A 25,332-nucleotide genomic window follows, 5' to 3' on the forward strand; every position below is an offset into this window, starting at 1 on the left:
TGGCACGGAGCGCCACCTTGCCTCGACTCAGAGATTCTCGACATCAACAAATGATTGAACTTCCACTATGAGGAAACTAGTATCCACTGATCAGAAGCGCCCGACGGCTCCGCGGGCGCCGAACGCCGTGTCCGGGAAGACTGGCACCCGGTGCCGAGCACGCCGGATCGTCTTCACAGCTCGCTGAAGGAAGTGACCGTTCATGTCCGCTCCAGCGCCGTCCCCGCTGGCCATCGTCGACGCCGAGCCCCTGCCCCGGCAGGAGGAGGTCCTCACCGAAGCGGCGCTCGCCTTCGTCGCCGAGCTGCACCGGCGGTTCACGCCCCGGCGGGACGAACTCCTGGCCCGCCGCGCCGAGCGCCGCGCCGAGATCGCCCGCACCTGCACCCTCGACTTCCTCCCGGAGACCGCCGCCGTCCGCGCCGACGACTCCTGGAAGGTCGCCCCGGCCCCGGACGCCCTGAACGACCGCCGGGTCGAGATCACCGGCCCCACCGACCGCAAGATGACCGTCAACGCCCTCAACTCGGGCGCCAGGGTGTGGCTCGCGGACTTCGAGGACGCCTCCGCGCCCACCTGGGAGAACGTGGTCCTGGGCCAGGTCAACCTGAGCGACGCCTATACCCGGAACATCGACTTCACCGACCCGGGGTCCGGCAAGTCGTACGCCCTGAAGGCGGACGAGGAGCTCGCCACGGTGGTGATGCGCCCGCGCGGCTGGCACCTGAACGAGCGTCACCTCGTCGACGCCGACGGCACCCCCGTGCCCGGCGCCCTCGTCGACTTCGGCCTGTACTTCTTCCACAACGCCCAGCGCCTGCTGGACCTCGGCAAGGGCCCGTACTTCTACCTCCCGAAGACGGAGTCCCACCTGGAGGCCCGCCTCTGGAACGAGGTGTTCGTCTTCGCGCAGGAGTACTGCGGCATCCCGCAGGGCACCGTCCGCGCGACCGTCCTCATCGAGACGATCACCGCCGCATACGAGATGGAGGAGATCCTCTACGAGCTGCGCGACCACGCCTCCGGGCTGAACGCCGGCCGCTGGGACTACCTGTTCTCCATCGTCAAGAACTTCCGTGACGGCGGAGCGAGGTTCGTCCTGCCGGACCGCAACGCGGTGACGATGACGGCCCCGTTCATGCGCGCCTACACCGAACTCCTCGTGCGCACCTGTCACAAGCGCGGCGCGCACGCCATCGGCGGCATGGCGGCGTTCATCCCCTCGCGCCGGGACGCCGAGGTCAACAAGGTCGCCTTCGAGAAGGTCCGCGCCGACAAGGACCGTGAGGCGAACGACGGTTTCGACGGCTCCTGGGTCGCCCACCCCGACCTGGTCCCGATCGCCATGGAGTCCTTCGACAAGGTCCTCGGCGACAAGCCCCACCAGAAGGACCGGCTGCGCGAGGACGTCGACGTCGAGGCGGCCGACCTGATCGCGATCGACTCGCTGGACGCCAAACCCACGTACGCGGGCCTGGTCAACGCCGTGCAGGTCGGCATCCGCTACATCGAGGCCTGGCTGCGCGGGCTCGGCGCGGTCGCCATCTTCAACCTGATGGAGGACGCGGCCACCGCCGAGATCTCCCGCTCCCAGATCTGGCAGTGGATCAACGCGGAAGTCGTCCTCGACAACGGCGAGCAGGTCACCGCCGAGCTGGCCCGCGAGGTCGCCGCCGGGGAACTCGCCGGCATCAGGGCGGAGATCGGCGAGGAGGCCTTCGCGGCCGGCAACTGGCAGCAGGCGCACGACCTGCTGCTGAAGGTGTCCCTCGACGAGGACTACGCCGACTTCCTGACGCTCCCGGCGTACGAGCAGCTCAAGGGCTGACCGCGCGGCCGAACCGCTAGCGTTCCGAGTGGCCCAGGGTCTTGCCCGGGGCCACTCGGTCGCGTACGGCCTTCTTCACGGCCGTCGGCTCCGGGAAGCCCTGCTCGCGCCGGTCCCAGACGACCTCGTCGCCCACGCGGACGACGAACACCCCGCCCGTGCCCGGTTTCAGGGCGAGTTCCGTCAGCTCCGCCTCGAAGGTCGTGAGCAGTTCCTGCGCCAGCCAGGCCGCGCGGGGCAGCCAGCGGCACCGGGTGCAGTACTCGATCTCGACACGTCCGCTCATCCGAGGTGCACCGACCAATCCTGCCGGGCCGCGGGCTTGCCGTGCAGATCGGGCACCTGCTTGAGCCACGCCGGGCGTTCCTGCTGGTTCCTCGCCGCCCGGAGGGCCTCCTCTGCGGCGAGCTCCTCCCGGGTGGGGAAGCCGGTGGGCAGCCAGTCCCCGGAGGCCTGCGCGCGGGCGCGGAGGTAGGTCACGTACGCCTCGCGTACCTCGTCGGCGGTGGCGAAGCCCGGCTCGGCGGCGAGCCAGGCGTCCGGGACCTCCGCGAGGATCCGCCGCAGCAGTTCCTCGGTGACGCGGGGGGCCAGCTCGGCGTCGGCGGCCCGGACGTCGGGCCCGTAGTGGCCCAGGGCGTGGTGCCGGAAGTCGTAGGCCTTGCGTGGGTCGCTCGCGTCCCAGCGGTGATGGAAGACCAGGGCGGCGCCGTGGTCGATCAGCCACAGGCGCGGGGGTGCGACGCCGAGGGTGGGCCACACCATGAGGTTCGAACTGTGCACCGTGCGGTCGACGTTGACGGTCAGGGCGTCGAGCCAGACGACCCTCCCCGCCTCCAGCGGGTCGACGGGGAAGACCCGGGCGATCTCCGGGGTGAAGTCCCGGGCGCCCGGCAGGTGGTCCATACCGAGGTTGAGGCCCGCGCTGGCCGCGTGCAGGCCCCGCACCTCCTGGTGCGGTTCGTGCTCCGCGATCGCCGGGTCGAAGTGCACCAGGACCAGCTCCGGGAAGCGCAGCCCGAGGGCCCGGGCCAGTTCCCCCACGACCACCTCGGCGACGAGCGCTTTGCGGCCCTGTGCGGAGCCGGTGAATTTCACGACGTAGGTGCCGAGGTCGTCGGCCTCGACGATTCCGGGGACGGAGCCGCCGGAGCGCAGGGGCTCGATGTAGCGGGTCGCGGTAACATCTCTCAGCATCTTCCAAGGCTCCGCGTCTTGAATTCCTTAGATTTCACAGCGAGCTCCAACGCGGCGCGATCCGGGAAAACCTCCCCGATCAGCCCTGGGGAGAATCTGGGGAGTTTCGGCTGGCATGCTCGTCACTCTGCCTCCCCAGCAGTCCGTCGATGGCGGTGCGGCCCTTGCTTCCGGCCTTCGGCTGAAGTGAGCATAGTAACCAAGCGTGACAGCCGGGGAGGAGTGGCCGAGCCATCGCGCCAGCGTCACTACGGACTCCCCCGCCTCCAGCATGATCGAGGCATAGGTGTGCCGCAGCACGTGGAAGCCATCCTTCGGCGCAGCCTCCCACTGCCAGTCCTTCGCGCCCTCCGCACGCGGCGGGATGATGCCGGCCTTGGCCAACGCCGGTTTCCAGGTGTCGGTGTTCCACGTGTTGACCGCCACGGCGTTGCCGAATCGCGCAGTGAGCGGGAGGGAGAACTTCTTCCGCTGCTTGTCCGCGTCCGGCTTTCCCCACGGAAGCTCCACCTCCACTGGCGGGAACGCTTCGACGTGACACTTCAGCTCCTCAGCCACCGAGAGGCGGACTTCGCGTGCATGGGGTTGTGAGGAGCCGTTTGTCATCGACGGCCGCCTGCAGAATGTTGGACAGCTCGGACAGGATGCCGCGCCGGTAGTCGACCGAGGAGACTGTCGCCTCCAACGTGGCGATGTATGTGCGGAGTTCCGCCGCCGTGACGTTCCTGAGCGGGAGGTCGCCCAGATGCGGGACGATGTGAAGCCGGTGCGGGCAAGATGCCTCGCATGACTAAGGAGATACGCAAGGCATACCTGCTGGGCGCCGAGCGGGCTGTGCACCTGCTGGCCACGGAAGAGGTGGCGCGCTACTGGGACAAGGAGTCAGTGCTGCCGGGGATGACGGTGGGTGGACTGGCCGGTCACCTTGCGCGCAGCGTCCTGCAGGTCGAATGGTTTCTCGACGGCGAGATAGTCGGCACGGAGCCAGTATCGCCAATGCGCTACGACGCGCGGCTCGTCGGCACGTCTTTGCCGGACTCCGCACTCAACGTCGGCGTGCGCGCGGAGCGATGAGACGGCAGCCGCCGGCCCCGCCGCCGTGGCTGAGCAGGCGCGCGCTGCATGGCAAAGGCTGGTACAACGACTGGGCCAAGAGCCAGCCGATCGGCGAGTGGCCATCCTCCACCGGCCTGGGGAGGAAATGCTGCTCGATGGCTACCTCCAAACCCGATGCGTCGAATTGGCGGTGCACCTTGATGACCTGGTTCTGAGCGTGGGCGCTCGCTGCCAGACACCCGAAGCCACGCTCGCCATTGCAGTCGATGTCCTTGTCGCAGCCGCCCGTGACCGGCACGGCGATCAGGCCGTGCTACATGCGCTCGCCAGGCGTGAACGTGACGGCGACGTCCACCGGCACACCTTCCGCACCCGCACCGAGGCACGCATCAAGATCGCCACCTGGATCACCGACTTCTACAACACCAGGCGGCTACACAGCGTGTGCGGGTTCAAAAGCCCGATCGACTATGAACGCGAGTACCGGGCCACCCTCGCCGAGGGACTGGCCGCATAGATCGTGTCCACGCTGCGAGGGGATTGACACTCCCAACTTCCCCTGCAGTCACGGTCTTCACGCTACGCGGGGAGGGACATCGGCGGTGACCCATGCAGCGGGCAGACCCGCGGCGAGACAGCGGCGGACCATGACCCGGACCGGTCCCCCTTGGCACGAAGCCCGGCTCATCGGGCATCTTTGCTGCCCGGCGGCAGTCGCGGTCGAGAGTCCAGGACTTCGGAACGGAACTCACGATCGACCGGCTGCTTCTTGCACGGCCAGACCCATCGCAAACGTATGGACTTTGATCTCCGACTGGCTCAGCGCTCCATTTCCCCTTCTGCGCTGATCGGAGCCGGGGCACCGCGATGAGTGCCCCGGCCTGCGGAGGGAGTTGATCATCTACGCGTGGGACGAACGGTCGGTGGATGACTTGTCCACCGGGCGGGCGGCTGCGGCGGCCATGAGGGCCAGCATCAGCGCGACGACTCCCACGATGATGTTGTTGACTATGGTCCTGGTAGTACTGACATCACCTGCCACAACCCAGGGCGCGACGATCGTCCACACACTGAGCGCACAAGCAGCCCACGCCATGCTGTGCGAGCGCTCGTACGCCCGGCCGAAGCCTCCGCTCATGATCAGGGCGAAGGCGATGCCGACGATCAGATTGTTGACCGCCAGGGTGGAGAAGTCATTGAAACCCGCGATCCACGGTGAGGCCGCCAGGTAGAGGCCCGTGATCAGGGCCATGGTCTCGACGGCTTGTGCCCTTGGGGTCGTCGCAACACGCTCGGCCATCTCGTGCCTGCTGCGCATCGCGCGAATGTCGGGATGCGTTTCCATGTCCGATTGGGAGTGGGTCGCCATTCCGCTACCTCCGGATTGCCCGTTATGTCTATTACGCGAGATCGAGTACCCCGCGGCCACGGGATAACCATCGCCGGACTGCCCGAGTGCGAGGACGCCACTGGAGCAGCTTCCGTCCCGTAGGTTTTGGTCACCCACTGCAGAAAAAACGGCTGGACCCGCAGCACCACCACCCAGCAGCTGGTCAAGGGTGCCGAACTGACCGAGGGCATGCAGATGCACCGGCCGCTAGCCGTTCGAGAAGCGCGCGTTGCCGTTCGTTCAGGGCCGACCACCGATGCGCGAACATCAGCCCACACCGCGCCTGCACGCTGCATGGAGCCGAAAGAGTGGCTGCGGGCAGTGGGAGTTCCCTGGGACTTTTCCGGGACTTTCGGCTGCATCAACGGGGACGAGCGTGAAACATCCGAAAGGCCATTCGTGCAGGTCAGCGACCTGCAACCACATATCGCCGCAGGCCACCGCGTCCGCTGGTCTCTTCCGGGACAACTGACCAGAACAGGACGGGCTCGGTGCATCGCCCAGCCCCAACTGCAGTCACTCACGTGGCCCTGCAACGGTGATTGCGCTCGTCACCGCCGCCCGGAGCGTCGACACCCCTGGGGAGGATCTGGGGAGTATCCGGGCTGCTGGGGAGCGCGTGGGGAGTCTCGGCCGCATAACACGGCGCGCACATGAAAGACGCTGAAAGAATCATCACCGCAGGTCAGGCACGGGGACAGCCGCATCACCGCAGGTCAGCGTCGCTGGGTGGACAACTTCACGACGTAGGTGCCGAGGTCGTCGGCCTCGACGATTCCGGGGACGGAGCCGCCGGAGCGCAGGGGCTCGATGTAGCGGGTCGCGGTGACCTCTCTCAGCATGGTCCAGGGCTCCACGGAGGGCAGGGTCCGAAGGGGCCATGGTAACCAGGCGTGACCGCGGGCGAAGGGCCTCGGGGCCGGGCCCGGGCCGTACCGCCGCCGGTCCGCGCGGCGGGCCCCCGGTCCGCGCGGCGGGCCCCCGGTCCGCGCGGCGGGCCGGGGGCACGACGATCCGATCATTCTTCTTCGGCACCGCCGTGCCGTTTGCCGTCGGTGCCGGTGGGGACCCGGCCCAACATGAGCGCAACCCCACCACGCCGCGTGATGCGGCAGAACCGGATCCTGTGGTTGCTGGACCGCCTGGAACACGAGCCCAGGGCCGACGCGGTGATCGACACGCTCCGCAAGGGCGTGCGGGCCCTGCCCCTGGGGCGCGGCCGGGACCTGCTGCACGGCAGGTGGCTGGGACACCCGGTGCACCCGCTGCTGGTGCAGGTGCCGATAGGGAGCTGGCTGTCGGCGGCGGTCCTGGACCTGTCCCCCGGCCGCTCCCGCGAGTCGCGGCTGCTGATCGGGGTCGGGCTGGGCGCGGCGGCCCCCGCGGCCGTCTCCGGCTGGGTGGACTGGGCGGAGCTGCACCCCCGCCAGCAGCGGGTCGGGCTGGTGCACGCCCTGTCCAACACGGCGGCCGTGGGTCTGTACGCCGCCTCGCTGGCCTGTCGGGCCAAGGGACGCGAGGGAGCGGGCCGGACGTACGGCTTCCTGGGACTGACGGCGGTGGGGCTCGGCGGCATGCTGGGCGGCCACCTCGCCTACCGGCAGGCCTCCGGCGCCAATCACGCCGAAGAGGTCCCGAACGTCGTCTCCGCGGGCTGGCACCGGATCGGAACCGTCGACGAGTTCCCGGCCGGTGAGCCGGTGCGGCGCAGCGTGGACGACGTGCCGGTGCTGGTGGTGCGCGAGACCGGCGGGGAGATCCACGCGCTGGCCGAGCGGTGCAGCCACCTCGCGGGACCGCTGTCCGAGGGCACCGTCGCCGACGGGTGTGTCCGGTGCCCCTGGCACGGCAGCGTCTTCCGGCTCTCCGACGGCTGGAACGTACGCGGACCGGCCACCGCACCCCAGCCCTCCTTCGAGACACGGATCACCGGGGGCCATGTCGAGGTGCGCCTGCGTCATCAGAACGGCGGGAAGGCCTCGGGGAACGGACGGAAACCGGCCGGGCGGGGCGACACCACGGGAACGGGGGCCGCCCATGGGCACGGCGACCATGGCTGACAACCGCATCGCGCGCCGACTGCACGGCGCGCTCAGGCGCACGGGCCGCGCGTACGCGGCCGGGCACGAACGTCCACTGGGCGGCTACCTCGCGGCCATGGCGGGCTTCGCGGCGTACACGGCGGCCTGGACCACGGTGGTGCGGCGCAGCGGGCGCCCGGTGCCCGAGCGGCCCGAGCCGTGGGACGTGGTGCTGACGTCGGTGGCCACCTTCCGGCTCAGCAGGCTGCTCAGCAAGGCGGCGGTGACCAGTCCGCTGCGGGCGCCCTTCACCCGGTACGTCGGGCCGCAGGGCCCCGCCGAGCTGCACGAGGAGGCACAGCCCGAGCAGGGCAAGCACACCGTCGGCGAACTCGCGACGTGCCCGTTCTGCATGAGTGTCTGGGTCGCCTCGACGCTGACCGCCGGCCAGTTGCTCTGGCCCCGGGCGACCCGCACGGCCATGGGCACACTCGCCGCCCTGGCCGGGGCGGACACGCTGCAGCTGGCGTACAGCGCGCTGATGGACAAGACGACCGGCGACTGAACGACCGGACCCCGGGCCGGAGCCCGGGGTCCGGCCCGTACGCCGCACCCCCTCGTCAAGGCGATATTAGGTTAGGCTAACCTTCGCCGCGTGAGATCAGGTGAAGAAACGGCCGGCGCGACGCGTCTGCGCGGGCATCAACTCTCGGCCACCGGCGTGACCGTGTCGTACGACGGCGCCGACGTCGTGCACGACGCGGCCATCACGCTGCGGCCCGGTGAGGTGACCGTCCTGGTCGGCCCCAACGGCAGCGGGAAGTCGACGCTGCTGCGGACGATCGCCCGGCTGCAGCGGGCCCGCCGGGCCGAGCTCAGGATCGACACCGGCACCGACGGTCTCGCCCTGACCGCCCGGGAGTTCGCGCGGTACGTGGCCCTGCTGACGCAGGGGCGCCCCACGCCGAGCGGACTGACCGTACGGGATCTCGTCGAGTTCGGCCGCTACCCCTACCGGGGACGCTTCGGCCGCCCGGATCCGGACGCCCCGGCCGCCGTCGAGCGGGCGCTCGCCCTCACCGGGGTGACGGACCTCGCCGAGCGGGGCGCCGACCATCTGTCCGGCGGGCAGTTGCAGCGCGTGTGGCTCGCGAGCTGTCTCGCTCAGGAGACCGGCGTGCTGCTGCTGGACGAGCCGACGACCTATCTCGACCTGCGCTACCAGATCGAACTCCTCGACCTCGTCCGCGACCTCGCGGACGACCACGGGATCGCCGTCGGGGTCGTGCTGCACGACCTCGACCAGGCGGCGGCCATCGCCGACCGGATCACGCTGCTCGAAGCGGGCCGGATCGTCGCCGACGGCCGGCCCGAGGAGGTCCTGACCCCCCAGCGGCTGACCGCCGTCTACGGCATCCGGATCGACGTCGACACAGACCCCCACACCGGCCGGCTACGGACCCGCCCGATCGGCCGGCACCACACCCGCACCACCACAAGCGAAAGGCTCGGCACCACCTCATGAGACGTCTCCTGCTCACCACGGCCACCACCACCGCCGCGGCGCTCACCCTCGCCGCCTGCGGCACCACCGAGCCGGCCGCCGACAGCCCGAAGAAGAAGACCTCCGAGGCCATCAGCCTCACCGACTCCACCGGCGCGAAGGTCGAACTCGACGGCCCCGCCAAGAAGGTCGTCGCCACCGAGTGGAACGAGGTCGAGAGCCTCATCACCCTCGGCGTCGACCCCGTGGGCGTCGCCGACGTCAAGGGATACAAGACCTGGGACAGCGCCGTTCCGCTGAAGAACGAGCCGAAGGACATCGGCACGCGCGGCGAGCCGAGCATGGACACCGTCGCCTCGCTCTCCCCCGACCTCATCGTGGCCAGCTCCGACCTGCCGGACGCGGCCGTGAAGCAGCTACGGAAGATCGCCCCGGTGCTGGAGGTGAAGTCCGCCGACGCCTCCGACCAGATCGGGCAGATGTTCCAGAACCTCGACCTGATCGCCGAGGCCACCGGCACCACCGACCAGGCCGAGACGGCCCGGAAGAACTTCGAGGCCAAGGTCGCCGAGGGCAAGAAGGCCCTCGCCGACGCCGAGCTGGACGGCAGCGGCATCGCCTTCGCCGACGGCTACGTCACCTCCAACCAGGTGTCCCTGCGCCCGTTCACCAGCGGTTCCCTGATCGGCGCCGTCAACGAGCGGCTCGGCCTGAAGAACGCCTGGAAGGTCAAGGGCGACCCGGCCTACGGTCTGGGCACCACCGACGTCGAGGGCCTCACCGCCCTGCCGGAGGACGTGCGGTTCGCCTACATAGGCAACGACGACGACAAGTCGAGCAACCCGTTCTCCGGGCAGCTGAAGAAGAACGCCGTGTGGACCTCCCTGCCGTTCGTGAAGGCGGACCGGGTGCACCGGCTGCCCGACGGCATCTGGATGTTCGGCGGTCCCCGGTCGATGGAGGCGTACATCGACGCCCTCGTCGGCGCGCTGACGAAGTAGCGCCGGTCGTGGCCGTCACCGAAGCACCCCCCGCCACCCGTCCGCCGGCGGCCGCGTCCCGGACGGGTGCGGCCGCGGTGACGGCCGGGCTCGTCCTCCTCGTCGCCGCCCTCGCCGTCGTCGACATCACCCAGGGCACCGCCGCCGTCGGGCCGGCGCAGGTGTTCAAGGCCCTGACCGGGCAGGCCGATCCGGGCGACGCGTCCGTGGTCGTCGCCTCCCGGCTGCCGCGGATGACCGCCGGCATCCTCGTCGGCGTCGTGCTCGGCATCGCGGGCGCGGTCCTCCAGGCCGTCAGCCGCAATGTGCTGGCCTCGCCCGACACCCTCGCGGTGAACGCCGGTTCGTACCTGGCGCTCGGGCTGGTCGGCGCGACCGGCGTCTCCCTGCCGCTGCTCGCCTCCTCGGGTGTCGCCTTCGCGGGCGGGCTGGCGGCCGCCGCCGTCGTGCTCGCCCTGTCCGGCCTCGGCACGGGCACCGTACGGCTGGTTCTCGCCGGTACCGCGCTCGCACTGGGCCTGAACTCCGTCACGGAGGGGCTGCTCCTGCTCTTCCCGCTGCAGACGGAGGGCCTCTACCAGTGGAACCAGGGCAGCATCAGCCAGAACGGCTTCGACGGCGTCCTGCAGATGCTCCCCGTCGCCCTGGTGGGGCTCGCCGGGCTGCTGCTGGTCGCCCGCCGGGTCGACGCACTGGCCCTCGGGGACGACGCCGCGCGCGGGCTGGGGGTCCCGGTGCGCGCCACCCGCGTCACGGTGGTGGTGCTGGCGGCGCTGCTGTCCGCGGCGGCCGTCACCCTGGCCGGGCCCATCGGCTTCGTCGGCCTGTGCGCACCCGCGCTGGTCCGTCCGCTCGCCCGCCGGTTCCGGGGCTTCGTCCGTGCCCGGGCGGTCCTGCCCGTGGCCGGTCTGGCCGGTGCCGGACTGGTCCTCGGGTCGGACGTGCTGCTGCGCGCCCTCGTCCCGGCGGACACGGCCGTGGCCGTTCCCACGGGCATCGTCACCAGCCTGGTCGGCGCCGTCTTCCTGGTGGTGACGGCCCTGCGGCTGCCGGACACCGCCGGGGCCGACGCCCCCGACCGGCTGCGCATCCCGAGCCGGACGGCGTTCCTCGTCACCCTGTCCGCGCTCGTCGCCGCAGTCGTCGGCGTCGCGCTGGCCGGCGTCCTGCTGGGCGACAGCAAGCTCCTGCTCGGCGATGTCGCCAACTGGCTCCAGGGGCGGGCCGGGCAGACCGTCTCGTTCGTCCTGGACACCCGCGTGCCCCGCGTGCTCGCGGCCCTGTGCGCGGGCGCCTCCCTCGCCCTGGCCGGTGCGCTGGTGCAGGCCGTGACCCGCAACCCCCTCGCGGAACCCGGGGTGCTGGGCGTCTCCGGCGGCGCGGCGCTGGGCGCCGTCCTGCTGGTCACCACCGTGCCCGCCGTCGGATCCTGGGGCATCGCGGGTGCCGCCTTCGCGGGTGCCGCGCTGGCCTCCGCCGTCGTCTTCGGGCTGTCCGCCCGGGGCGGCTACCGGCAGAACCGGCTGGTCCTCGTCGGCATCGGCATGGCCGCCGGCACCACGGCCCTGATCAGCCTGCTCATCGTGCTCACCGACCCGTTCAACGCCACCAAGGCGCTGACCTGGCTGTCCGGTTCGACGTACGGGCGGACCACGGCGGACGTCCTGCCCGTGGCACTGGTGCTGGCGCTGGGCCTGGTCGTCGCGCTCGCCCGGCGCACCGAACTGGATCTCGTCTCCCTGGACGAGGACACCCCGCGGCTGCTCGGCCTCGGACTGCCGCCGGCCAGGCTGGGGTTCCTGGTGCTGGGTGTGCTGCTCGCCGCGACCGCCGTCGCCTCGGCCGGCACGATCGGCTTCGTGGGCCTGGTGGCGCCGCACGCGGCCCGGGCCCTGGTGGGCCGGCGGCACGTACGGGTCGTGCCGGTCGCCGTCCTGCTGGGCGCCGCGCTCGTCTGCACGGCGGACCTGTTGGGCCGCACCGTCATCGCACCGGCCCAGTTGGGCGCCGGCCTGATGACGGCGGTGATCGGCACGCCGTACTTCCTGCGGCTGCTGGTGCGGAGCCGGCGTTCGACATGACCCTCCTCAAAGGGCATCAATAGCCACAACCCCCCGCGACTGCCTGTTGTATGGATCCACATCCACGGGGAGCGAGGGAGCATGGCCAAGGACATCACGGACCCGGGCCCGCCCCCGGAGGCGAGCCTGAAGCCGGGTGCGATCGGGTTCGTCGACGCGCTGGTCATCGGCCTCAACGCGACCTCCCCCGCGTACTCCGTGGCGGCGGTCATCGGCCCGATCGTGGCGCTGGTGGGCATCCACGCCCCCGGGGTGATGCTCGCGTCGTTCGTGCCCATGCTGCTGATCGCGTCGGCGTTCTACTACCTCAACAAGGCCGATCAGGACTGCGGCACGACGTTCTCCTGGGTCACCCGCGCCATGGGGCCGTGGGCGGGCTGGCTCGGCGGCTGGGCCATCACGATGACCGGCGTCCTCGTCGTCGGGTCGCTCGCGGACGTCGCCGTGACGTTCTTCCTGCTCGCCCTCGGCCTGGACGGCTGGGCCGAGGACGACGCGGTGCGGCAGGTGCTGACGGTGCTGCTCATCCTGGTGATGACGGCCGTCTGTGTGATCGGCACCGAGGTGTCGGCCAAGGTGCAGAACGTCCTCATCCTGGCGCAGGTCGTCTGTCTGCTCGCCTTCGCCGTGGTGGCGCTCCACCGCGTCCACGCCGGCACCGGCACCCTCGACGCCATCGATCCGGAGTTCGGCTGGCTCGATCCGTTCGGGGCCGGCGGGGCGTCACTGACCGCCGCCCTGCTGCTGGGCGTGTTCATCTACTGGGGGTGGGAGTCGGCGGTCAACCTCACCGAGGAGGTGGAGAACTCCGCCACCGCCCCCGGCAGGGCGGCCGTCTGGTCGACGGTGCTGCTGCTGGTGACCTACCTCGCGGTCGCCTTCGCGGTCGTGGCCTACGCCGGTACCGACTTCCTCGCCGAGAACGCGGCGGAGGAGGAGTTCATCTTCGCCCTGCTCGCCGAGGAGGCCATGGGCGGCTGGGACTGGGTCGTCCTGCTGGCGGTCTCGACGTCCGCGCTCGCCTCCACGCAGACGACGATCATCCCGGCGTCGCGCACGGGCCTGTCCATGGCACGCCGGCACGCACTGCCCGCGCATTTCGCCCGCATCCACCCACGCTTCCGCACCCCCGACGTGAGCACCTGGTGGGTCGCCGGCATCGCCATCGCCTGGTACCTCGTCCTCTACCACGCCAGTGAGAACGCCCTCTTCGACTCCCTCACGGCGCTGTCCCTGCTGATCGCCTTCTACTACGCGCTCACGGGACTGGCCTGTGCGGTCTACTACCGCCGCCAACTCACCCGCAGTGTCCGCACCTTCTTCCTGATCGGTCTCGGCCCGCTGATCGGTGCGGGGCTGCTGGCGTGGCTGCTGGTGGAATCCGTGGCGGACATGTCCGATCCCGGGAACTCCTACAGCGGCGTCTCCTGGTTCGGGCTCGGGCCGCCGCTCGTCATCGGGATCGGCATCCTCGTCGTCGGTGTCGTCCTCATGATCGTGCGGCGGCTGACGGCGCCCGCCTTCTGGTCGGAACACCCGAGCGTGGTCGACCCGCACCTCGTCGACGGCAAAGAGTCCTGAAGATGTCGGTGGTCCTCGGCTACGACGAGTCCCCGGGCGCCCTGAGCGCCCTGCGGGTGGCCATCGAGGTGGCGGCGGCGTACGACGAACCGCTGGTGATCGTCTACGGCGTCGCCGCCCCCGGCGTCACGGGCGAGGAGTACGGCGCCCATCACGAGGCCGTCCGCGAGGCGGGCAGCACCGCGCTCGGCCGTGCGGTCCGGGTGGCCGACGAGGCCGGGGTGCGGACCTCGGTGGAACTCATCGACGAGCGGCCCGCGCAGGCACTCCTCGACGCCGCGGCACGCCACGCGGCCAGGGTCATCGTGGTGGGTACGTGGGGCGAGAGCCCGGTGCGCGGAGCGCTGCCGGGCTCCACCCCGCACAAGCTGCCGCACCTGTCGAGCGTGCCGGTGCTGTGCGTGCCGGCGGCCGGGTCATGAGGAGCCGGCGCCTCGCCCGGTGTGCGGTGTGAAGACGTACAGGCCGAGGATGTCGGGCACCGGGACGACGCCGGGGCCGCCCTCCCGGACCCAGGAGACGACGTCCTCGGTGGCCGCCGGGTCGTTGACCAGGCCCAGCCACACCGGGCGGCCTCCGGCTGCCCGGCCCGCGGCGGACGGCTGGACGACGATGACGTTGGCCTGGTCGCAGACGTCGAGGCAGTCGGAGACGCGCACCGGCGCCGCCTCGCGCAGGCGCTCGGTCTGGGCGGCGTGATCGACGCCTCTGATCTTGCGGGTGCCGCAGCAGCAGTCCCGGCAGACGACGATGCGGCAGGGAACCCCCGCGTCCGGCGTCGCGGACATGTCGCGCCCTCCCTCTGTGCGTGTGGTGATGATCATGTCACGCGGGCGCCCGGACCCCGCGGGTCAGGTCCCCTCCCCGAGCGGGTTGGGCAGCGGCCGGTAGCGGGCGTCGGCGCCGTCCGCGCCCGTCCAGCGCAGCAGCAGGTTGGTCTTGGCGGGCAGGGTCGGTGAGGTGAGCAGGGCGGGGATCTCGGGGAGAGCGTGACGGGCGAGTTCGCGGCGCGCGGCGGGCCAGGGGTCGAAGCCGGGGTGGCGTTCGGCGAGGGCGCCGGCGATCTCCAGCAGGTGGTTGACGACCAGGCAGTACACGAGCCGCTCCCAGCCGGCCTGCCGGGACACGTCCGGCAGCAGCTTCACGCCCTCGGCGTCCCGGTACAGCGCCTGCACCGGCAGACCGTCGGCGTCCACCGCGACCAGGGTGTTCTGGAGGTGAGCCTCGATGACGACACCGTGCTCGGCGAACGCCGTCAGGGCCGGGGGCACCACCTGCGCCAGGTACGCCGCCCACCAGGCCCCGGGGTCGGGGGCCCGGTCGAGCGGACTGCCGTCGAAGCCCTCGACGAGACCGGCGGCGAGCAGCGGGGTCGCGCCGGGCAGGAGACGGCCGCCGAAGCCGTCGCGGACGAGGACGGCCAGGGCCTCGAAGGCGAAGCCGGCGGTGCGGTATCCGCGGTCGCCGAGCCATGCCGGGGGCCCGTCGAACGTCTCGAAGGCGGAGCGGACGGTGGCGTCGGTCCGGCGCAGGGCGAGCAGGTCGTGGCGCCACAGGCGGCGGATGTCGTTGGTGATGCGCACGTCCAGGCTGAACTTCAGGAACAGGTCGTGCTCGGGCGTGTAGAGGGTGCGGATCGCGGCCGTGGGCCAGGTGTCGAAGGCGGTCGTGCCGAGCCGGACGAGCCTGCCGTCGGCGAAGGCGGCGGCGAGCTCCGGACCGGCCAGGTCCAGCTGCCAGGGGTGGGCCGGGAGCAGGCGGTAGCCGGGCGGGGCCGTGCCGAGGGCGTCGAGGGCGGAGGTGTCCCCCTCCTCGACGACGGCGTCCTCCCGCAGGCCGAGCAGGGCCACCGGGAAGTGGGCGTACGCCTCGGGCGCGTACGGCAGCCACCCGGCGGCGGGGCCGCCGCCGCGCGCCTTGGGGGCGGGGTGGTGGGTGTGCCCGGTCAGGAGGGACTGCTCGGAGCGCAGGTAGAGGTCGCCGGGCGGGGTGGCCCGGGCCCGGGCGGCGAGCAGGGCGGCCACGGCGTCGCGGCTGTCGAGCATCTCGGCGGGCAGTTCGTGGTTGGACATCCCGGTGTGCCGGCGCAGTTCCTCGGCGACGATCTTGACCAGCTCGGTGTGGCCGAGGCGGTGCCAGGCGCCCGCCGCCCACATCTCCGGTTCGGCGGGCCGCCGTGTCCCGCGCACCCGCAGGAGGCGGTCCCCGCCGGGCAGCCGGTAGACGCGGTGTTCGCCCTCCCGGCGCACCGGCCGGGCCACCTCCCGCAGCAGGCAGTTCAGCAGGGGCACGGCGGCACAGGCGTCGGCGAGGGCGCCGACGGCCGCGCTTTCGCCGTGGGCGCAGTCGCCGTGGGCCGAGTCGTCGTCGGCGGGCGGGGGCATGAGGTCCACGCGTTCCACTCGTCCCTACGGTCCTTCCAGCGTTCCGGGCGGAGATGATCAGTATGTCGGTCGTCGCCATTCCGCTGTGACGCCCCTATTCGTACCCGAGGAGCCCTCCCGTGCACCGTCCCCCCACCGCCGAGACCGAGGTCGCCGACGAGCTGTCCGTCGTACGGCCCGGCCTGCTGCCGCGGTACGAGGCCGAACTGCCCGGCGCCCGGGCGGCCGTGCTGTCCCGGCTGTGGCGCGGTCTCGCCCATGATCCGCTGCCCTGGATCACCCGCGGGGAGCGGTCGGGGGACGGGCTGACACTGTTCCTGCCGGACGGTCGCCGGTTGCACGGCCCCCGGCCGGACCCGTACGCGACCGGCGCCCACGTCACCGCCGTACGGCTCGACCGGACGGCGTACGAGGATCCGGCGCGGCTGATGACGGACCTCGCCGTACCGCACTCCGCTTCCTTCGCCGCCGAACTCGGGCACAGCGTGGCCTCGTTGGCGCTGTCGCGGGCCGGGCAGGAGGGCGGCGGGGACGACTGGCCCGAGAGCGACTGGGAGTGGGAGCAGCGGATCGTCGACGGGCATCCGTTCCACCCGACCTGCCGGTCCCGGCCCGGTTTCTCGGTGGCCGAGCAACTCGCCTACGGGCCCGAGCACCGGCCCGTCGTGGAGCTCGGGCTGGTGCCGGTCCGGGCCGAGGAGTGCCTGGTGACGGGCGTGTGGCCGGGCGAACTGCGGGACGGGGGGCGGGTGGTGCTGCCGGTGCATCCGTGGCAGGCGGCGCACGTGCTGAAGCGGACCTGCGAGGAGCGGCGCCCCGCGCATCCGCTGATGTCCCTGCGGACGCTCGCCCTGCCCGGCGGGCCGCAGGTGAAGACCTCGCTGAGCGCCCGGCTGACGTCCTCGGTGCGGGACATCTCCCTGCCCTCGGTGGCCGCGTCGGCGGTGCTGTCGGATTTCGCCGGGACACCGGCGGCGCGCACGGACGGCCTGCTGCACGTCATCCGCACCCTGGGCGCGGCGGCGGCCGGCTCCCCCGACTTCGCGGCCGTCCTGCGGGAGTCGCCGCAGACGTACGCGGGCAGCGGCGAGCGGGTCCTGCCGGTGGCGGCGCTCGCCACCACCGACCTCTCCCGATCACCCGCCTGGCTGGCCGGTTTCGCACGGCTCGCCCTCACGGTCGGGCTGCGGCTGCTGGAGCTGGGCGTGGCCCTGGAGGCGCACGGCCAGAACCTCCTGGTGGTCCTCTCCGCGGCGGGTGATCCGCTGCGGCTCGTCTACCGCGACCTGGCCGACATCCGCGTCAGCCCGGCCCGCCTCGCCCGGCACGGCATCACGATGCCCGAACTGCCCGCCCGCATGGTCACGGACGACGAACGCGCGCTCCGCCGCAAGCTGTTCGGCTCGCTGGTGGCGGGCGCGCTGGCCGGCACGGCCGGATCGGGCGCGGTGCTGGGAGCGGCCCTGGAGACGGCGGTGCGGGATCTGCCGCGCAGCACCGATCTCGCGGCCCTGTGCGCGGATCCGCTGCCCACGAAGGCGCTGACGCTGATGCGGCTCTCACCCCGCAGCCCCGGGGACCAGTGGGCGGAACTCCCCAATCCGCTGCACTGACCTTCGTTTTGGAGCCGGAGCGGGGTGATCAATAGGATCCGGCGATGATCACAAGAACACGGCTGGCGGCAGGGGTCTGTGCCCTGCTCGCCGCGCTGACGGCCGGGCTCGCCTTCCCGGCCGGGGCGGCCGCCGGTGAACCCACGGGCCAGGACGCCCCCAAGGTCGATCTCGTCCTCGATGTGAGCGGCTCGATGCGGGCCCGGGACATCGACGGGCAGTCGCGGATGGCCGCAGCGAAGCAGGCGTTCGACGAAGTGCTCGACGCGACGCCCGAGGAGGTCGAACTCGGCATCCGCACGCTCGGCGCGAACTACCCGGGAGACGACCGGAAGAGGGGCTGCGAGGACACCGCGCAGCTCTACCCGGTCGGTCCGCTCGACCGCACGGAGGCCAAGACGGCCGTCGCCACGCTCCGCCCGACGGGCTGGACGCCGATCGGTCCGGCCCTGCTGAAGGCGGCCGGTGACCTGGACGGCGGCAACGGTTCCAAGCGCATCGTGCTCATCAGCGACGGCGAGGACACCTGCGCCCCGCTCGACCCGTGCGAGGTGGCCCGGGAGATCGCGGCGAAGGGCATCGGCCTGACCATCGACACGCTGGGCCTGGTGCCGACCGCCAAGCTGAGCCGGCAGCTGAGCTGCATCGCGGAGGCCACCGGCGGTACGTACACCTCGATCGAGCACCAGGACCAACTCACCGACCGTGTCAACCAGTTGGTGGACCGGGCGGCCGATCCGGTGGTGACGCCGGTGCCGGCGCGGGGTGCCGACCGGTGCGTCGGGGCGCCGACGCTGAAGTCGGGCCTGTACACCGACCGCGAGGAGTTCGGGCAGCAGCGCTGGTACCGGGTGGCCGTGCGGCCGGGTCAGGAGCTGCGCGCCTCGGTGAGCGTCGCCGCGGACCGTGCGGTGAGCCCCGGCTACGGCGTTCTGCTGCGGGCCGTGACGTCGAAGGGCCGCGAGATCGTGCGCGGCGAGGCGGCGGGCACCGGCCGTACGGACGTCATCTCGACGGGTCTGCGCTACCCGAAGGCCGAGAGCGACGACGAGGACGCCCCCGCCGAGGCGGTCTGCCTCGCCGTCGCGCACTCCTTCTCGGCGGCCCCGGGTGTGAAGACCACGCCCGGTCTGCCGCTGGAGCTGACGGTGGACGTCGTGGACGCCCCGAGCCAGGCGGGCGATGTGGCCGCCTTCGGCCTCGGCCGCGGCTGGTGGCTGCTCGGTGTGCTGATCCTCGCCGGCTTCCTCGCCGGTCTCGTCTGGGGCTGGCTGTCGCGCTGGCGGGTCGCGGTCTGGAGGACCAACTGATGCGGATGGTACGAGTGTTGAGTGCGGCGTTGCTGACCCTCGGGGTGGCGGTCGCCCCGGCGGCGGCCGACGCCTCGCCGAGCCCGTCGCAGGACGGCGCAGCGGCCCCCACACGGGCCGGCACGTCGTTCCGTACGGCGACGGAGATCGAGCAGGGGCAGTCGGCCACGGCCGGCGGTTCCACGGGCGACTACCTGTACTGGTCGTTCCCCGCCGACACCGGACAGCGTCCCACGGTCGAGGCGACGGTGAAGCTGCCGCAGACCCACGGCTCCCAGACCTGGCAGCTCGACGTGTACGACGGTCTGCGCCGCCGTCAGGCCTGCCAGTACGGGGCGCAGACGCGCACCGCGGCGGCGGGCACGTCCTCCGTGGAGCTGGCCTGCGTCCTGCGCACGGTCCGCGCCTGGTCGGAGCCGTGGGCGAACGACCCGCTGCCGGGCACGTACTACGTGCGGCTGACGGCCACCGGTGTCGCCACCGCCGACCTCGGTCTCCCGGTCGGCAGTGAGGTGCGGGTGGACTCCAAGGACATCGGCGGCTCCGCGGCGGTGGACGGCTCGCTCGCCGAGCCGCTGGTGCCGGGGGCCGCCACGAAGCCCGGGCGGGAGCGGGGGGACGCGGCGGTGCTGGCCGGTCTCGAACCCGAGGACGGCTGGGCGTCCGGCTGGTGGTCTGACCGGTGGGTGTGGACCGCGGCCGGCGGGATCCTCGCCGCGCTGGCGGGTGTCGGCGGGTACGCGCTGACGCGCGGGACGGGGCGGCCGTCCCGGGTGCCGCCGAGCGCCTGACGGGCCCTCACTCGATCGGCCTTCGGTTCGACCGGCCTCACCTGATCCGCCTGCGGTCCGGCCGACCTCACCCGATCCGCCTTCACTCCGACCGGCCTAGTCTGATCCGTCTTCGCTCCGACCGGCCAGCCTGATCCGCCTTCACTCCGACCGGATCTCACCCGATCCGCCTTCGGTCCGACCGGCCTAGTCTGATCCGTCTTCGCTCCGACCGGCCAGCCTGATCCGCCTTCGGCCCGGCCGACCCCACCCGATCCGCCTTCGGTCCGACCGGCCTAGTCTGATCCGTCTTCGCTCCGACCGGGCAGCCTGATCCGCCTTCACTCCGACCGGATCTCACCCGATCCGCCTTCACTCCGACCAGCCTGGCTCATCAACCCGCGGAAGGCCCGCCACCGGCGGGCCTTCCGTCATGCCTCGCGCAGCGCCTTGGCGACGGGGCCGTCGCCGCTCACCGCCACCCGGCCCTCCCGCACGGCGTGGCGGAGGCTCAGCTCACCGCGGGCGACGGCCGTGCACGTGGCGGTGTCCAGGAGGAGTCGCGTGTCCGGCTCGCGGGGTGCGGGCCCGTCGCCGTACAGGGGCCCCTCCTCGGCGCCGGTGTACAGATGGAACAGGCCTTCCTCCAGGCGGACTTCGACGAGACCCGCACCGTCCAGCAGGCGCAGCAGGGGCAGGGCGAACCAGTGCGCCCGCACCGCGTCCGTCGGCCGGCGCTGCCCGAGCTCCGCCTGGCCCCACTCCCCCAGCGCCTGCAACACGGGAAGCAACTCCCTCCCGCGCGGGGTGACTTCGTACACGTACGCCGCACCGGGCGGCGGCAGCCGGCGCCGGGTCGCGAGGCCGTCGCGCTCCATGTCCTTCAGGCGCGAGGCGAGTACGTCCGTGCTGACGCCGGGCAGATCCGCGTGCAGGTCGGTGTAGCGACGGGGACCGGCGAGGAGCTCCCGGACGATCAGCAGGGTCCAGCGGTCGCCGACCAGGTCGAGGGCGCGGGCGGCGGAGCAGTACTGGTCGTAGCTTCGGCGAGGTGGCATGCGACGCAGTCTAGACAACTTGTTGGACTTTCCAAGCGGCTACTTGGTAAAACCAAGCACCACCAGTCGCCAGAGGGGAAGCAGCGCATGGAGTTCCGGCAGTCGAGCAAGCTGAGCGAGGTCTGTTACGAGATCCGCGGCCCGGTGATAGAGCACGCCGACGCGCTGGAGGAGGCGGGCCACAGCGTGCTGCGCCTGAACACCGGCAACCCGGCGCTCTTCGGGTTCGAGGCGCCGGAGGAGATCCTCCAGGACATGATCCGGATCCTGCCGCAGGCGCACGGCTACACCGACTCGCGCGGCATCCTCTCCGCCCGCCGCGCGGTCGCCCAGCGCTACCAGACCCTCGGCCTGGAGGTCGGCGTCGACGACGTCTTCCTCGGCAACGGCGTCTCGGAGCTGGTGTCGATGGCCGTGCAGGCGCTCGTCGAGGACGGCGACGAGGTCCTCGTCCCCGCCCCCGACTTCCCCCTCTGGACGGCGGTGACGACCCTCGCGGGCGGCAAGGCGGTCCACTACCTGTGCGACGAGCAGGCCGACTGGTACCCCGACCTCGACGACATGGCGTCGAAGATCACAGACCGGACGAAGGCGGTCGTGATCATCAACCCGAACAACCCCACCGGCGCGGTCTACCCGAAGGAGATCGTCGAGGGCATCCTCGACCTCGCCCGGCGGCACGGCCTCATGGTCTTCGCCGACGAGATCTACGACCAGATCCTCTACGACGACGCCGTGCACCACTCGGCCGCCGCCCTCGCCCCCGACCTGGTGGTCCTCACCTTCTGCGGCCTGTCCAAGACCTACCGCGTCGCGGGCTTCCGCTCCGGCTGGCTGGTGGTCACGGGCCCGAGGCAGCACGCGAAGGACTACCTGGAGGGCCTCACCATGCTGGCCTCCATGCGGCTGTGCGCCAACGCGCCCGCCCAGTACGCCATCCAGGCCGCGCTCGGCGGCCGGCAGTCCATCCGCGAGCTGACCGCACCCGGCGGTCGGCTGCTGGAGCAGCGGGACGTGGCGTGGCGGATGCTCAACGAGATCCCCGGCGTGACCTGCGTGAAGCCCAAGGGCGCGCTGTACGCCTTCCCGCGGCTCGACCCCAAGGTGCACAAGATCCACGACGACGAGCGGTTCGTCCTGGACCTGCTGCTGCGGGAGAAGATCCAGGTGGTCCAGGGCACGGGCTTCAACTGGCCGGCCCCGGACCACTTCCGCATCCTGACCCTGCCGCACGCGGACGATCTGGAGGCGGCGATCGGCCGGATCGGGCGGTTCCTCGGCGGGTACCGGCAGTAGGGGGCCGGGTGGTGACCGGCGCGGTTGTCAGTGGCGGGTCGTAGCCTTCGAGCAGGTGGGGCCCGTGGCCCCGGGGCCTGTCCGAGGCCGGAGAGGAGCACGCCGTGACCCGACCGCCGACCGCCGCGCAGCGGCGTGTCATCGACGCAGCCGACCCCGTCACCGGGCGCCTGAGGGGCACGGAGTCGCAGCTCACGGCACTGGCGAAGCGGGGCCTCGCCTTCCGTCACCCCCGGCCGCCGCACGACCACTTCCTGACCCCGGAGGGGCACCGGGTGCGGCAGGGCATCACCAGGGCCCCCGAGCCCACCGGAGAGACCCCCGCACCGACGGGCGTGTTCGCCGCGCGCGTCGGCGGTGAGGAGGGCGCGACCGAGGCCGGGCCCGCCCGGCGCCGCGAGGTGCACAGCGCCTGGCAGGGGCTGCTGGAGCTGCGCCGCATGACCAACCCGGACCAGGCCGTGGACCGGCCGTGCGGCTGGGAGCGTGCGCATCTGGCGCAGGCCGCCGCGCTGGCCCTGGAGGCCTCCGGGCACCGCCCTGCGGGGCAGCGGGGCGGGGGGTACCGCGTGCGGGAGACGCCGCAGCCGGAGGCCGTCGCCGTGCACGAGGTGGACGGCGAGGCGCTGCGGGCCTGCGCGGCCACCCTGGAAGGCGCGGGCTGGCAGGTGAGCGAGCATCGTGAGCCGCGCACCGGGGGCCGGTATCTGCTGGCTTCTCCGCGCCGGGCGTGATGGGCATGCCAAGATCGGTGGATCGTCGGGCAGGGCACGAGTATCCGAAGGGGAAGCCGTGAGCGAGCCGTTTTCCGTCCCTGTGACCGTCCGTGGATACGAGACGGACGTGCAGGGGCATCTCAACCAGGCGGTCTACCTGAACTACGCGGAGCATGCCCGCTGGTCGCTGCTCCGGGCCGCGGGGATCAGCCAGTCCGCGCTCATCGGCAGCGGCGTGGGCCCGGTCGCCCTGGAGACGACCATCCGCTACAAACGCGAGCTGCTCGCGGGTGACGAGGCCGAGGTGACCTGCGCCTTCGAGTGGGGCGGCGGCAAGACGTTCCGGATCGAGCAGGCCGTTCTGAAGGCCGACGGCACGGTGGCCGCCGAGATCACGGCGGTCGGCGGGATCCTGGACCTCGAGAAGCGCAAGCTGGTCGCCGATCCCGCCGGTGTCTTCAGGAAGCTGGCGGCTGATCCGGGGATGTTCGGGCTGTAGGCGGCGTCCCGGCAGATCGTCATGTCCACCGTGAGGGCGGCGAGTTTCGGACAGGGCGGTCTGCTCGGTCCGGAGCACGAGCAGGGCGATGTCCCCGTTGGAGGGTTTGACGCAGCTCTCGCTGCCGGCCGCCGCGGACCCGGCCCATGCCGCCGGCGCCGGGCCGGACCGAGCCGAGCCGAGCCGGACCGAGCCGAGCCAGGCCGGACCGAGCCGAGCCGAGCCGGACCGAGCCGGGCCGGGCCGGACCGAGCCGAGCCGAGCCGGACCGAGCCGGGCCGGACCGAGCCGAGCCGAGCCGGACCGAGCCGGGCCGAGCCGAGCCGAGCCGAGCCGAGCCGGGCCGAGCCGAGCCGAGCCGAGCCGGGCCGCGAGGCGGTACCCGGCGACCGCGGGCGGATCGTCCGCCCGCAACGGCTGGAACACCTCGGCCGCGTGGTTCATCGGGCGGTCTTCCCCTCGTCCCCTGACCCCCCGGTCAACATCGGTTGACCGGGGCAGAAGCCCGAGCGGAGTCCGGTGGGCTCAGGGCGCGGCCGGGGTCCGGGGAGCGCCCGTGAGTTCCCCGCCCGCCTCCATCGGGTGGGTCACCTCGTGGGCGTCCCGGCCGCCCCCGCCCAGGTGGTTGAAGACCAGGTTGAGCAGCACGGCCGCCACACAGCCCGTCGAGATGCCCGAGTCCAGGACGATCCGGGCCGTCTCCGGGAAGGAGTGGTAGAACTCCGGGGCCGTGATGGGGATGATGCCGACGGCCAGGGAGACCGCCACGATCAGGACGTTGTCGTCCTTGTCCAGGGCGGCCCGGACCAGGGTCTGGATGCCGCTGGCGGCGACCGAGCCGAACAGGACCACGCCCGCCCCGCCGAGCACCGGGCGGGGTACGACGGCGATCAGCGAGGCCGCCATCGGGCACAGGCCCATCAGCACCAGGAACCCGCCGCCGGCGGCGACGACGTACCGGCTGCGGATCTTCGTCATGGCGACCAGGCCGATGTTCTGTGCGAAGGCGCTGCACATGAAGCCGTTGAAGAGGGGGCTGATCGCGGAGCCGAGGGTGTCGGCGCGCAGGCCGGCCGCGATGGTCCTCTCGTCGGCGGGGCGGTCGACGATCTCGCCCAGCGCCAGCATGTCGGCGGTCGACTCGGTCATCGACACCACCATCACCACGCACATCGAGATGATCGCGGCGAGCTGGAACTGCGGGGCGCCGAAGTGGAAGGGGGTCGGGAAGCCGATGACGGCCGCGTCCGTGACGGGACCGAAGTCCGTGGCTCCGAACGGGATCGCGATCAGCGTGCCGATCACCAGACCGAGCAGCACGGCGATCTGTTTGACGAAGCCGGTGGTGAAGCGGCGCAGGAGCAGCACGATCAGCAGCGTGACGGCGGCCAGCCCCAGGTTGGTCGCCGAACCGTAGTCGTGTGCGGCCGGGTTCGCGCCCTGCGCCCAGCCGAAGGCGACCGGGAGCAGCGATATGCCGATCAGGGTGATGACCGTGCCGGTGACCACGGGCGGGAAGAAGCGGACCGCCTTGCAGAAGACGGGGGCGGTGAGGAAGCCCAGGAGTCCGGCGACGATGACCGCGCCGAAGATGATCGGCAGGGCGTCGGACTTGTCCTCGGTGGAGGCGACGATCGCGGTCATCGGGGCGACACCGGCGAAGGTGACGCCGTTGACGAACGGCAGCCGGGCGCCGATCTTCCAGATGCCGAGGGTCTGCAGGAAGGTGGCGAGGCCGGCGGTGAACAGGCAGGCGCCGGTGAGGAAGGTCAGGTCGGTGGCGGTGAGGCCGATGGCCGCGCCGACGATCAGGGGCGGGGCGACGACGCCCGCGTACATGGCGGCCACGTGTTGCAGGCCGGTCGTCGCCATGTTGAGCGCGGGGAGTTTCTCGTCAACGGGGTGGTCGGCCACGGCGGCGTCCCTCCGGTCGGTTACACGGCTGAGCCCGAGGGCCACCGTGGGTGTCAGGGAGGTGGTGCGGGTGGGCTGGGGGTGCCTCCCTGCTCGAGCGGAGTCGAGAGCTC

General features: G+C 71.9%; 24 protein-coding genes and 1 pseudogene. 16 read left to right on the plus strand and 9 right to left on the minus strand.

Annotation, left to right across the window (positions count from 1 at the left end; translation table 11 throughout):
- Nucleotides 1–202 precede the first annotated feature (202 nt).
- Nucleotides 203–1,828 carry a malate synthase A gene (gene aceB, locus ABTX62_RS26190; RefSeq protein WP_352118501.1) on the plus strand — a complete coding sequence of 542 codons (1,626 nt, stop codon included), beginning with the start codon at nt 203–205 and terminating at the stop codon, nt 1,826–1,828.
- Between the two features lie 16 nt (nt 1,829–1,844).
- Here aceB and ABTX62_RS26195 read toward each other — a convergent pair whose 3' ends face one another.
- From ABTX62_RS26195 to ABTX62_RS26205, 3 genes are read right to left on the minus strand one after another with little or no spacing between them, the layout of a single operon-like run.
- Entirely contained in the window at nt 1,845–2,114 is a 270-nt protein-coding gene (locus ABTX62_RS26195; protein WP_190197490.1) for an Rdx family protein, read from the minus strand.
- The gene (locus ABTX62_RS26200; RefSeq protein WP_352118502.1) at nt 2,111–3,025 is read right to left on the minus strand and encodes a HipA family kinase; all 915 of its coding nucleotides are present in this window, start codon (nt 3,023–3,025) and stop codon (nt 2,111–2,113) included. The genes ABTX62_RS26195 and ABTX62_RS26200 overlap by 4 nt, the downstream gene beginning before the upstream one ends.
- Nucleotides 3,026–3,052: 27 nt before the next feature.
- Nucleotides 3,053–3,583 carry a tyrosine-type recombinase/integrase gene (locus tag ABTX62_RS26205; protein ID WP_352118503.1) on the minus strand — a complete coding sequence of 177 codons (531 nt, stop codon included), beginning with the start codon at nt 3,581–3,583 and terminating at the stop codon, nt 3,053–3,055.
- A 228-nt stretch (nt 3,584–3,811) separates the two neighbouring features.
- On the opposite strand from ABTX62_RS26205, the gene ABTX62_RS26210 reads away from it, so the two are divergent.
- Both ABTX62_RS26210 and ABTX62_RS26215 read left to right on the plus strand, forming a co-directional pair.
- Entirely contained in the window at nt 3,812–4,099 is a 288-nt protein-coding gene (locus ABTX62_RS26210) for a hypothetical protein (protein WP_352118504.1), read from the plus strand.
- Nucleotides 4,100–4,124: 25 nt separating this feature from the next.
- A complete protein-coding gene (locus ABTX62_RS26215; RefSeq protein WP_352118505.1) occupies nt 4,125–4,598 on the plus strand; it encodes a hypothetical protein in 474 nt (157 codons plus the stop codon).
- A 384-nt stretch (nt 4,599–4,982) separates the two neighbouring features.
- Here the strand turns inward: ABTX62_RS26215 and ABTX62_RS26220 are convergent, their stop codons facing one another.
- The gene (locus ABTX62_RS26220; RefSeq protein ID WP_352118506.1) at nt 4,983–5,426 is read right to left on the minus strand and encodes an SPW repeat protein; all 444 of its coding nucleotides are present in this window, start codon (nt 5,424–5,426) and stop codon (nt 4,983–4,985) included.
- 776 nt (nt 5,427–6,202) lie between these two features.
- Nucleotides 6,203–6,313: pseudogene (locus ABTX62_RS26225) on the minus strand (HipA family kinase); the annotation flags it as partial.
- A 264-nt stretch (nt 6,314–6,577) separates the two neighbouring features.
- Between ABTX62_RS26225 and ABTX62_RS26230 the strand changes: the two are divergent.
- The 7 genes from ABTX62_RS26230 (at nt 6,578) to ABTX62_RS26260 (ending at nt 14,081) form a co-directional block, all read left to right on the plus strand.
- The gene (locus ABTX62_RS26230; RefSeq protein WP_352118549.1) at nt 6,578–7,531 is read left to right on the plus strand and encodes a Rieske (2Fe-2S) protein; all 954 of its coding nucleotides are present in this window, start codon (nt 6,578–6,580) and stop codon (nt 7,529–7,531) included.
- Nucleotides 7,524–8,057: a DUF1360 domain-containing protein gene (locus tag ABTX62_RS26235; protein WP_352118507.1), complete on the plus strand. Its 534-nt coding sequence runs from the start codon at nt 7,524–7,526 to the stop codon at nt 8,055–8,057. The genes ABTX62_RS26230 and ABTX62_RS26235 overlap by 8 nt, the downstream gene beginning before the upstream one ends.
- Before the next feature lie 90 nt (nt 8,058–8,147).
- Nucleotides 8,148–9,017 (plus strand): ABC transporter ATP-binding protein, encoded by an 870-nt coding sequence (locus tag ABTX62_RS26240; RefSeq protein ID WP_352118508.1) that lies wholly within the window; start codon nt 8,148–8,150, stop codon nt 9,015–9,017.
- On the plus strand, nt 9,014–9,997 hold the full coding sequence (locus ABTX62_RS26245; RefSeq protein WP_352118509.1) for an iron-siderophore ABC transporter substrate-binding protein: 984 nt from the start codon (nt 9,014–9,016) through the stop codon (nt 9,995–9,997). The genes ABTX62_RS26240 and ABTX62_RS26245 overlap by 4 nt, the downstream gene beginning before the upstream one ends.
- Before the next feature lie 8 nt (nt 9,998–10,005).
- A complete protein-coding gene (locus tag ABTX62_RS26250) occupies nt 10,006–12,078 on the plus strand; it encodes an iron ABC transporter permease (protein WP_352118510.1) in 2,073 nt (690 codons plus the stop codon).
- 81 nt (nt 12,079–12,159) lie between these two features.
- The gene (locus ABTX62_RS26255) at nt 12,160–13,659 is read left to right on the plus strand and encodes an APC family permease (RefSeq protein ID WP_352118511.1); all 1,500 of its coding nucleotides are present in this window, start codon (nt 12,160–12,162) and stop codon (nt 13,657–13,659) included.
- Between the two features lie 2 nt (nt 13,660–13,661).
- The gene (locus tag ABTX62_RS26260) at nt 13,662–14,081 is read left to right on the plus strand and encodes a universal stress protein (RefSeq protein ID WP_352118512.1); all 420 of its coding nucleotides are present in this window, start codon (nt 13,662–13,664) and stop codon (nt 14,079–14,081) included.
- Here the strand turns inward: ABTX62_RS26260 and ABTX62_RS26265 are convergent.
- Together ABTX62_RS26265 and ABTX62_RS26270 are read right to left on the minus strand one after the other, a co-directional pair.
- Entirely contained in the window at nt 14,076–14,447 is a 372-nt protein-coding gene (locus ABTX62_RS26265; RefSeq protein ID WP_352118513.1) for a (2Fe-2S) ferredoxin domain-containing protein, read from the minus strand. The genes ABTX62_RS26260 and ABTX62_RS26265 overlap by 6 nt on opposite strands.
- A gap of 63 nt (nt 14,448–14,510) precedes the next feature.
- Nucleotides 14,511–16,061, minus strand: coding sequence for an IucA/IucC family protein (locus ABTX62_RS26270; protein ID WP_352118514.1), 1,551 nt, complete (start codon nt 16,059–16,061; stop codon nt 14,511–14,513).
- A gap of 101 nt (nt 16,062–16,162) precedes the next feature.
- On the opposite strand from ABTX62_RS26270, the gene ABTX62_RS26275 reads away from it, so the two are divergent.
- From ABTX62_RS26275 to ABTX62_RS26285, 3 genes are read left to right on the plus strand one after another with little or no spacing between them, the layout of a single operon-like run.
- A complete protein-coding gene (locus tag ABTX62_RS26275) occupies nt 16,163–17,656 on the plus strand; it encodes an IucA/IucC family protein (RefSeq protein ID WP_352118515.1) in 1,494 nt (497 codons plus the stop codon).
- 44 nt (nt 17,657–17,700) lie between these two features.
- A complete protein-coding gene (locus ABTX62_RS26280) occupies nt 17,701–18,966 on the plus strand; it encodes a VWA domain-containing protein (RefSeq protein ID WP_352118516.1) in 1,266 nt (421 codons plus the stop codon).
- Nucleotides 18,966–19,757: a hypothetical protein gene (locus ABTX62_RS26285; protein ID WP_352118517.1), complete on the plus strand. Its 792-nt coding sequence runs from the start codon at nt 18,966–18,968 to the stop codon at nt 19,755–19,757. Before ABTX62_RS26280 ends, ABTX62_RS26285 begins: the two co-directional genes overlap by 1 nt.
- A gap of 410 nt (nt 19,758–20,167) precedes the next feature.
- On the opposite strand, the gene ABTX62_RS26290 is transcribed toward ABTX62_RS26285, so the two are convergent.
- The gene (locus ABTX62_RS26290; RefSeq protein WP_352118518.1) at nt 20,168–20,794 is read right to left on the minus strand and encodes a winged helix-turn-helix transcriptional regulator; all 627 of its coding nucleotides are present in this window, start codon (nt 20,792–20,794) and stop codon (nt 20,168–20,170) included.
- An 87-nt stretch (nt 20,795–20,881) separates the two neighbouring features.
- On the opposite strand from ABTX62_RS26290, the gene ABTX62_RS26295 reads away from it, so the two are divergent.
- The 3 genes from ABTX62_RS26295 (at nt 20,882) to ABTX62_RS26305 (ending at nt 23,305) form a co-directional block, all read left to right on the plus strand.
- Nucleotides 20,882–22,090 carry a pyridoxal phosphate-dependent aminotransferase gene (locus ABTX62_RS26295; RefSeq protein WP_352118519.1) on the plus strand — a complete coding sequence of 403 codons (1,209 nt, stop codon included), beginning with the start codon at nt 20,882–20,884 and terminating at the stop codon, nt 22,088–22,090.
- A gap of 104 nt (nt 22,091–22,194) precedes the next feature.
- Complete coding sequence (locus ABTX62_RS26300) at nt 22,195–22,824, plus strand: hypothetical protein (protein WP_352118520.1); 630 nt, start codon at nt 22,195–22,197, stop codon at nt 22,822–22,824.
- A 58-nt stretch (nt 22,825–22,882) separates the two neighbouring features.
- Nucleotides 22,883–23,305, plus strand: a complete 423-nt coding sequence (locus ABTX62_RS26305) for an acyl-CoA thioesterase (RefSeq protein WP_352118521.1) — start codon at nt 22,883–22,885, stop codon at nt 23,303–23,305.
- Nucleotides 23,306–23,830: 525 nt separating this feature from the next.
- Here ABTX62_RS26305 and ABTX62_RS26310 read toward each other — a convergent pair.
- Nucleotides 23,831–25,219, minus strand: a complete 1,389-nt coding sequence (locus tag ABTX62_RS26310) for a nucleobase:cation symporter-2 family protein (protein WP_352118522.1) — start codon at nt 25,217–25,219, stop codon at nt 23,831–23,833.
- Nucleotides 25,220–25,332: the final 113 nt, after the last annotated feature.

The organism is Streptomyces sp. NPDC096046 (assembly GCF_040303285.1).
GTDB lineage: Bacteria > Actinomycetota > Actinomycetes > Streptomycetales > Streptomycetaceae > Streptomyces.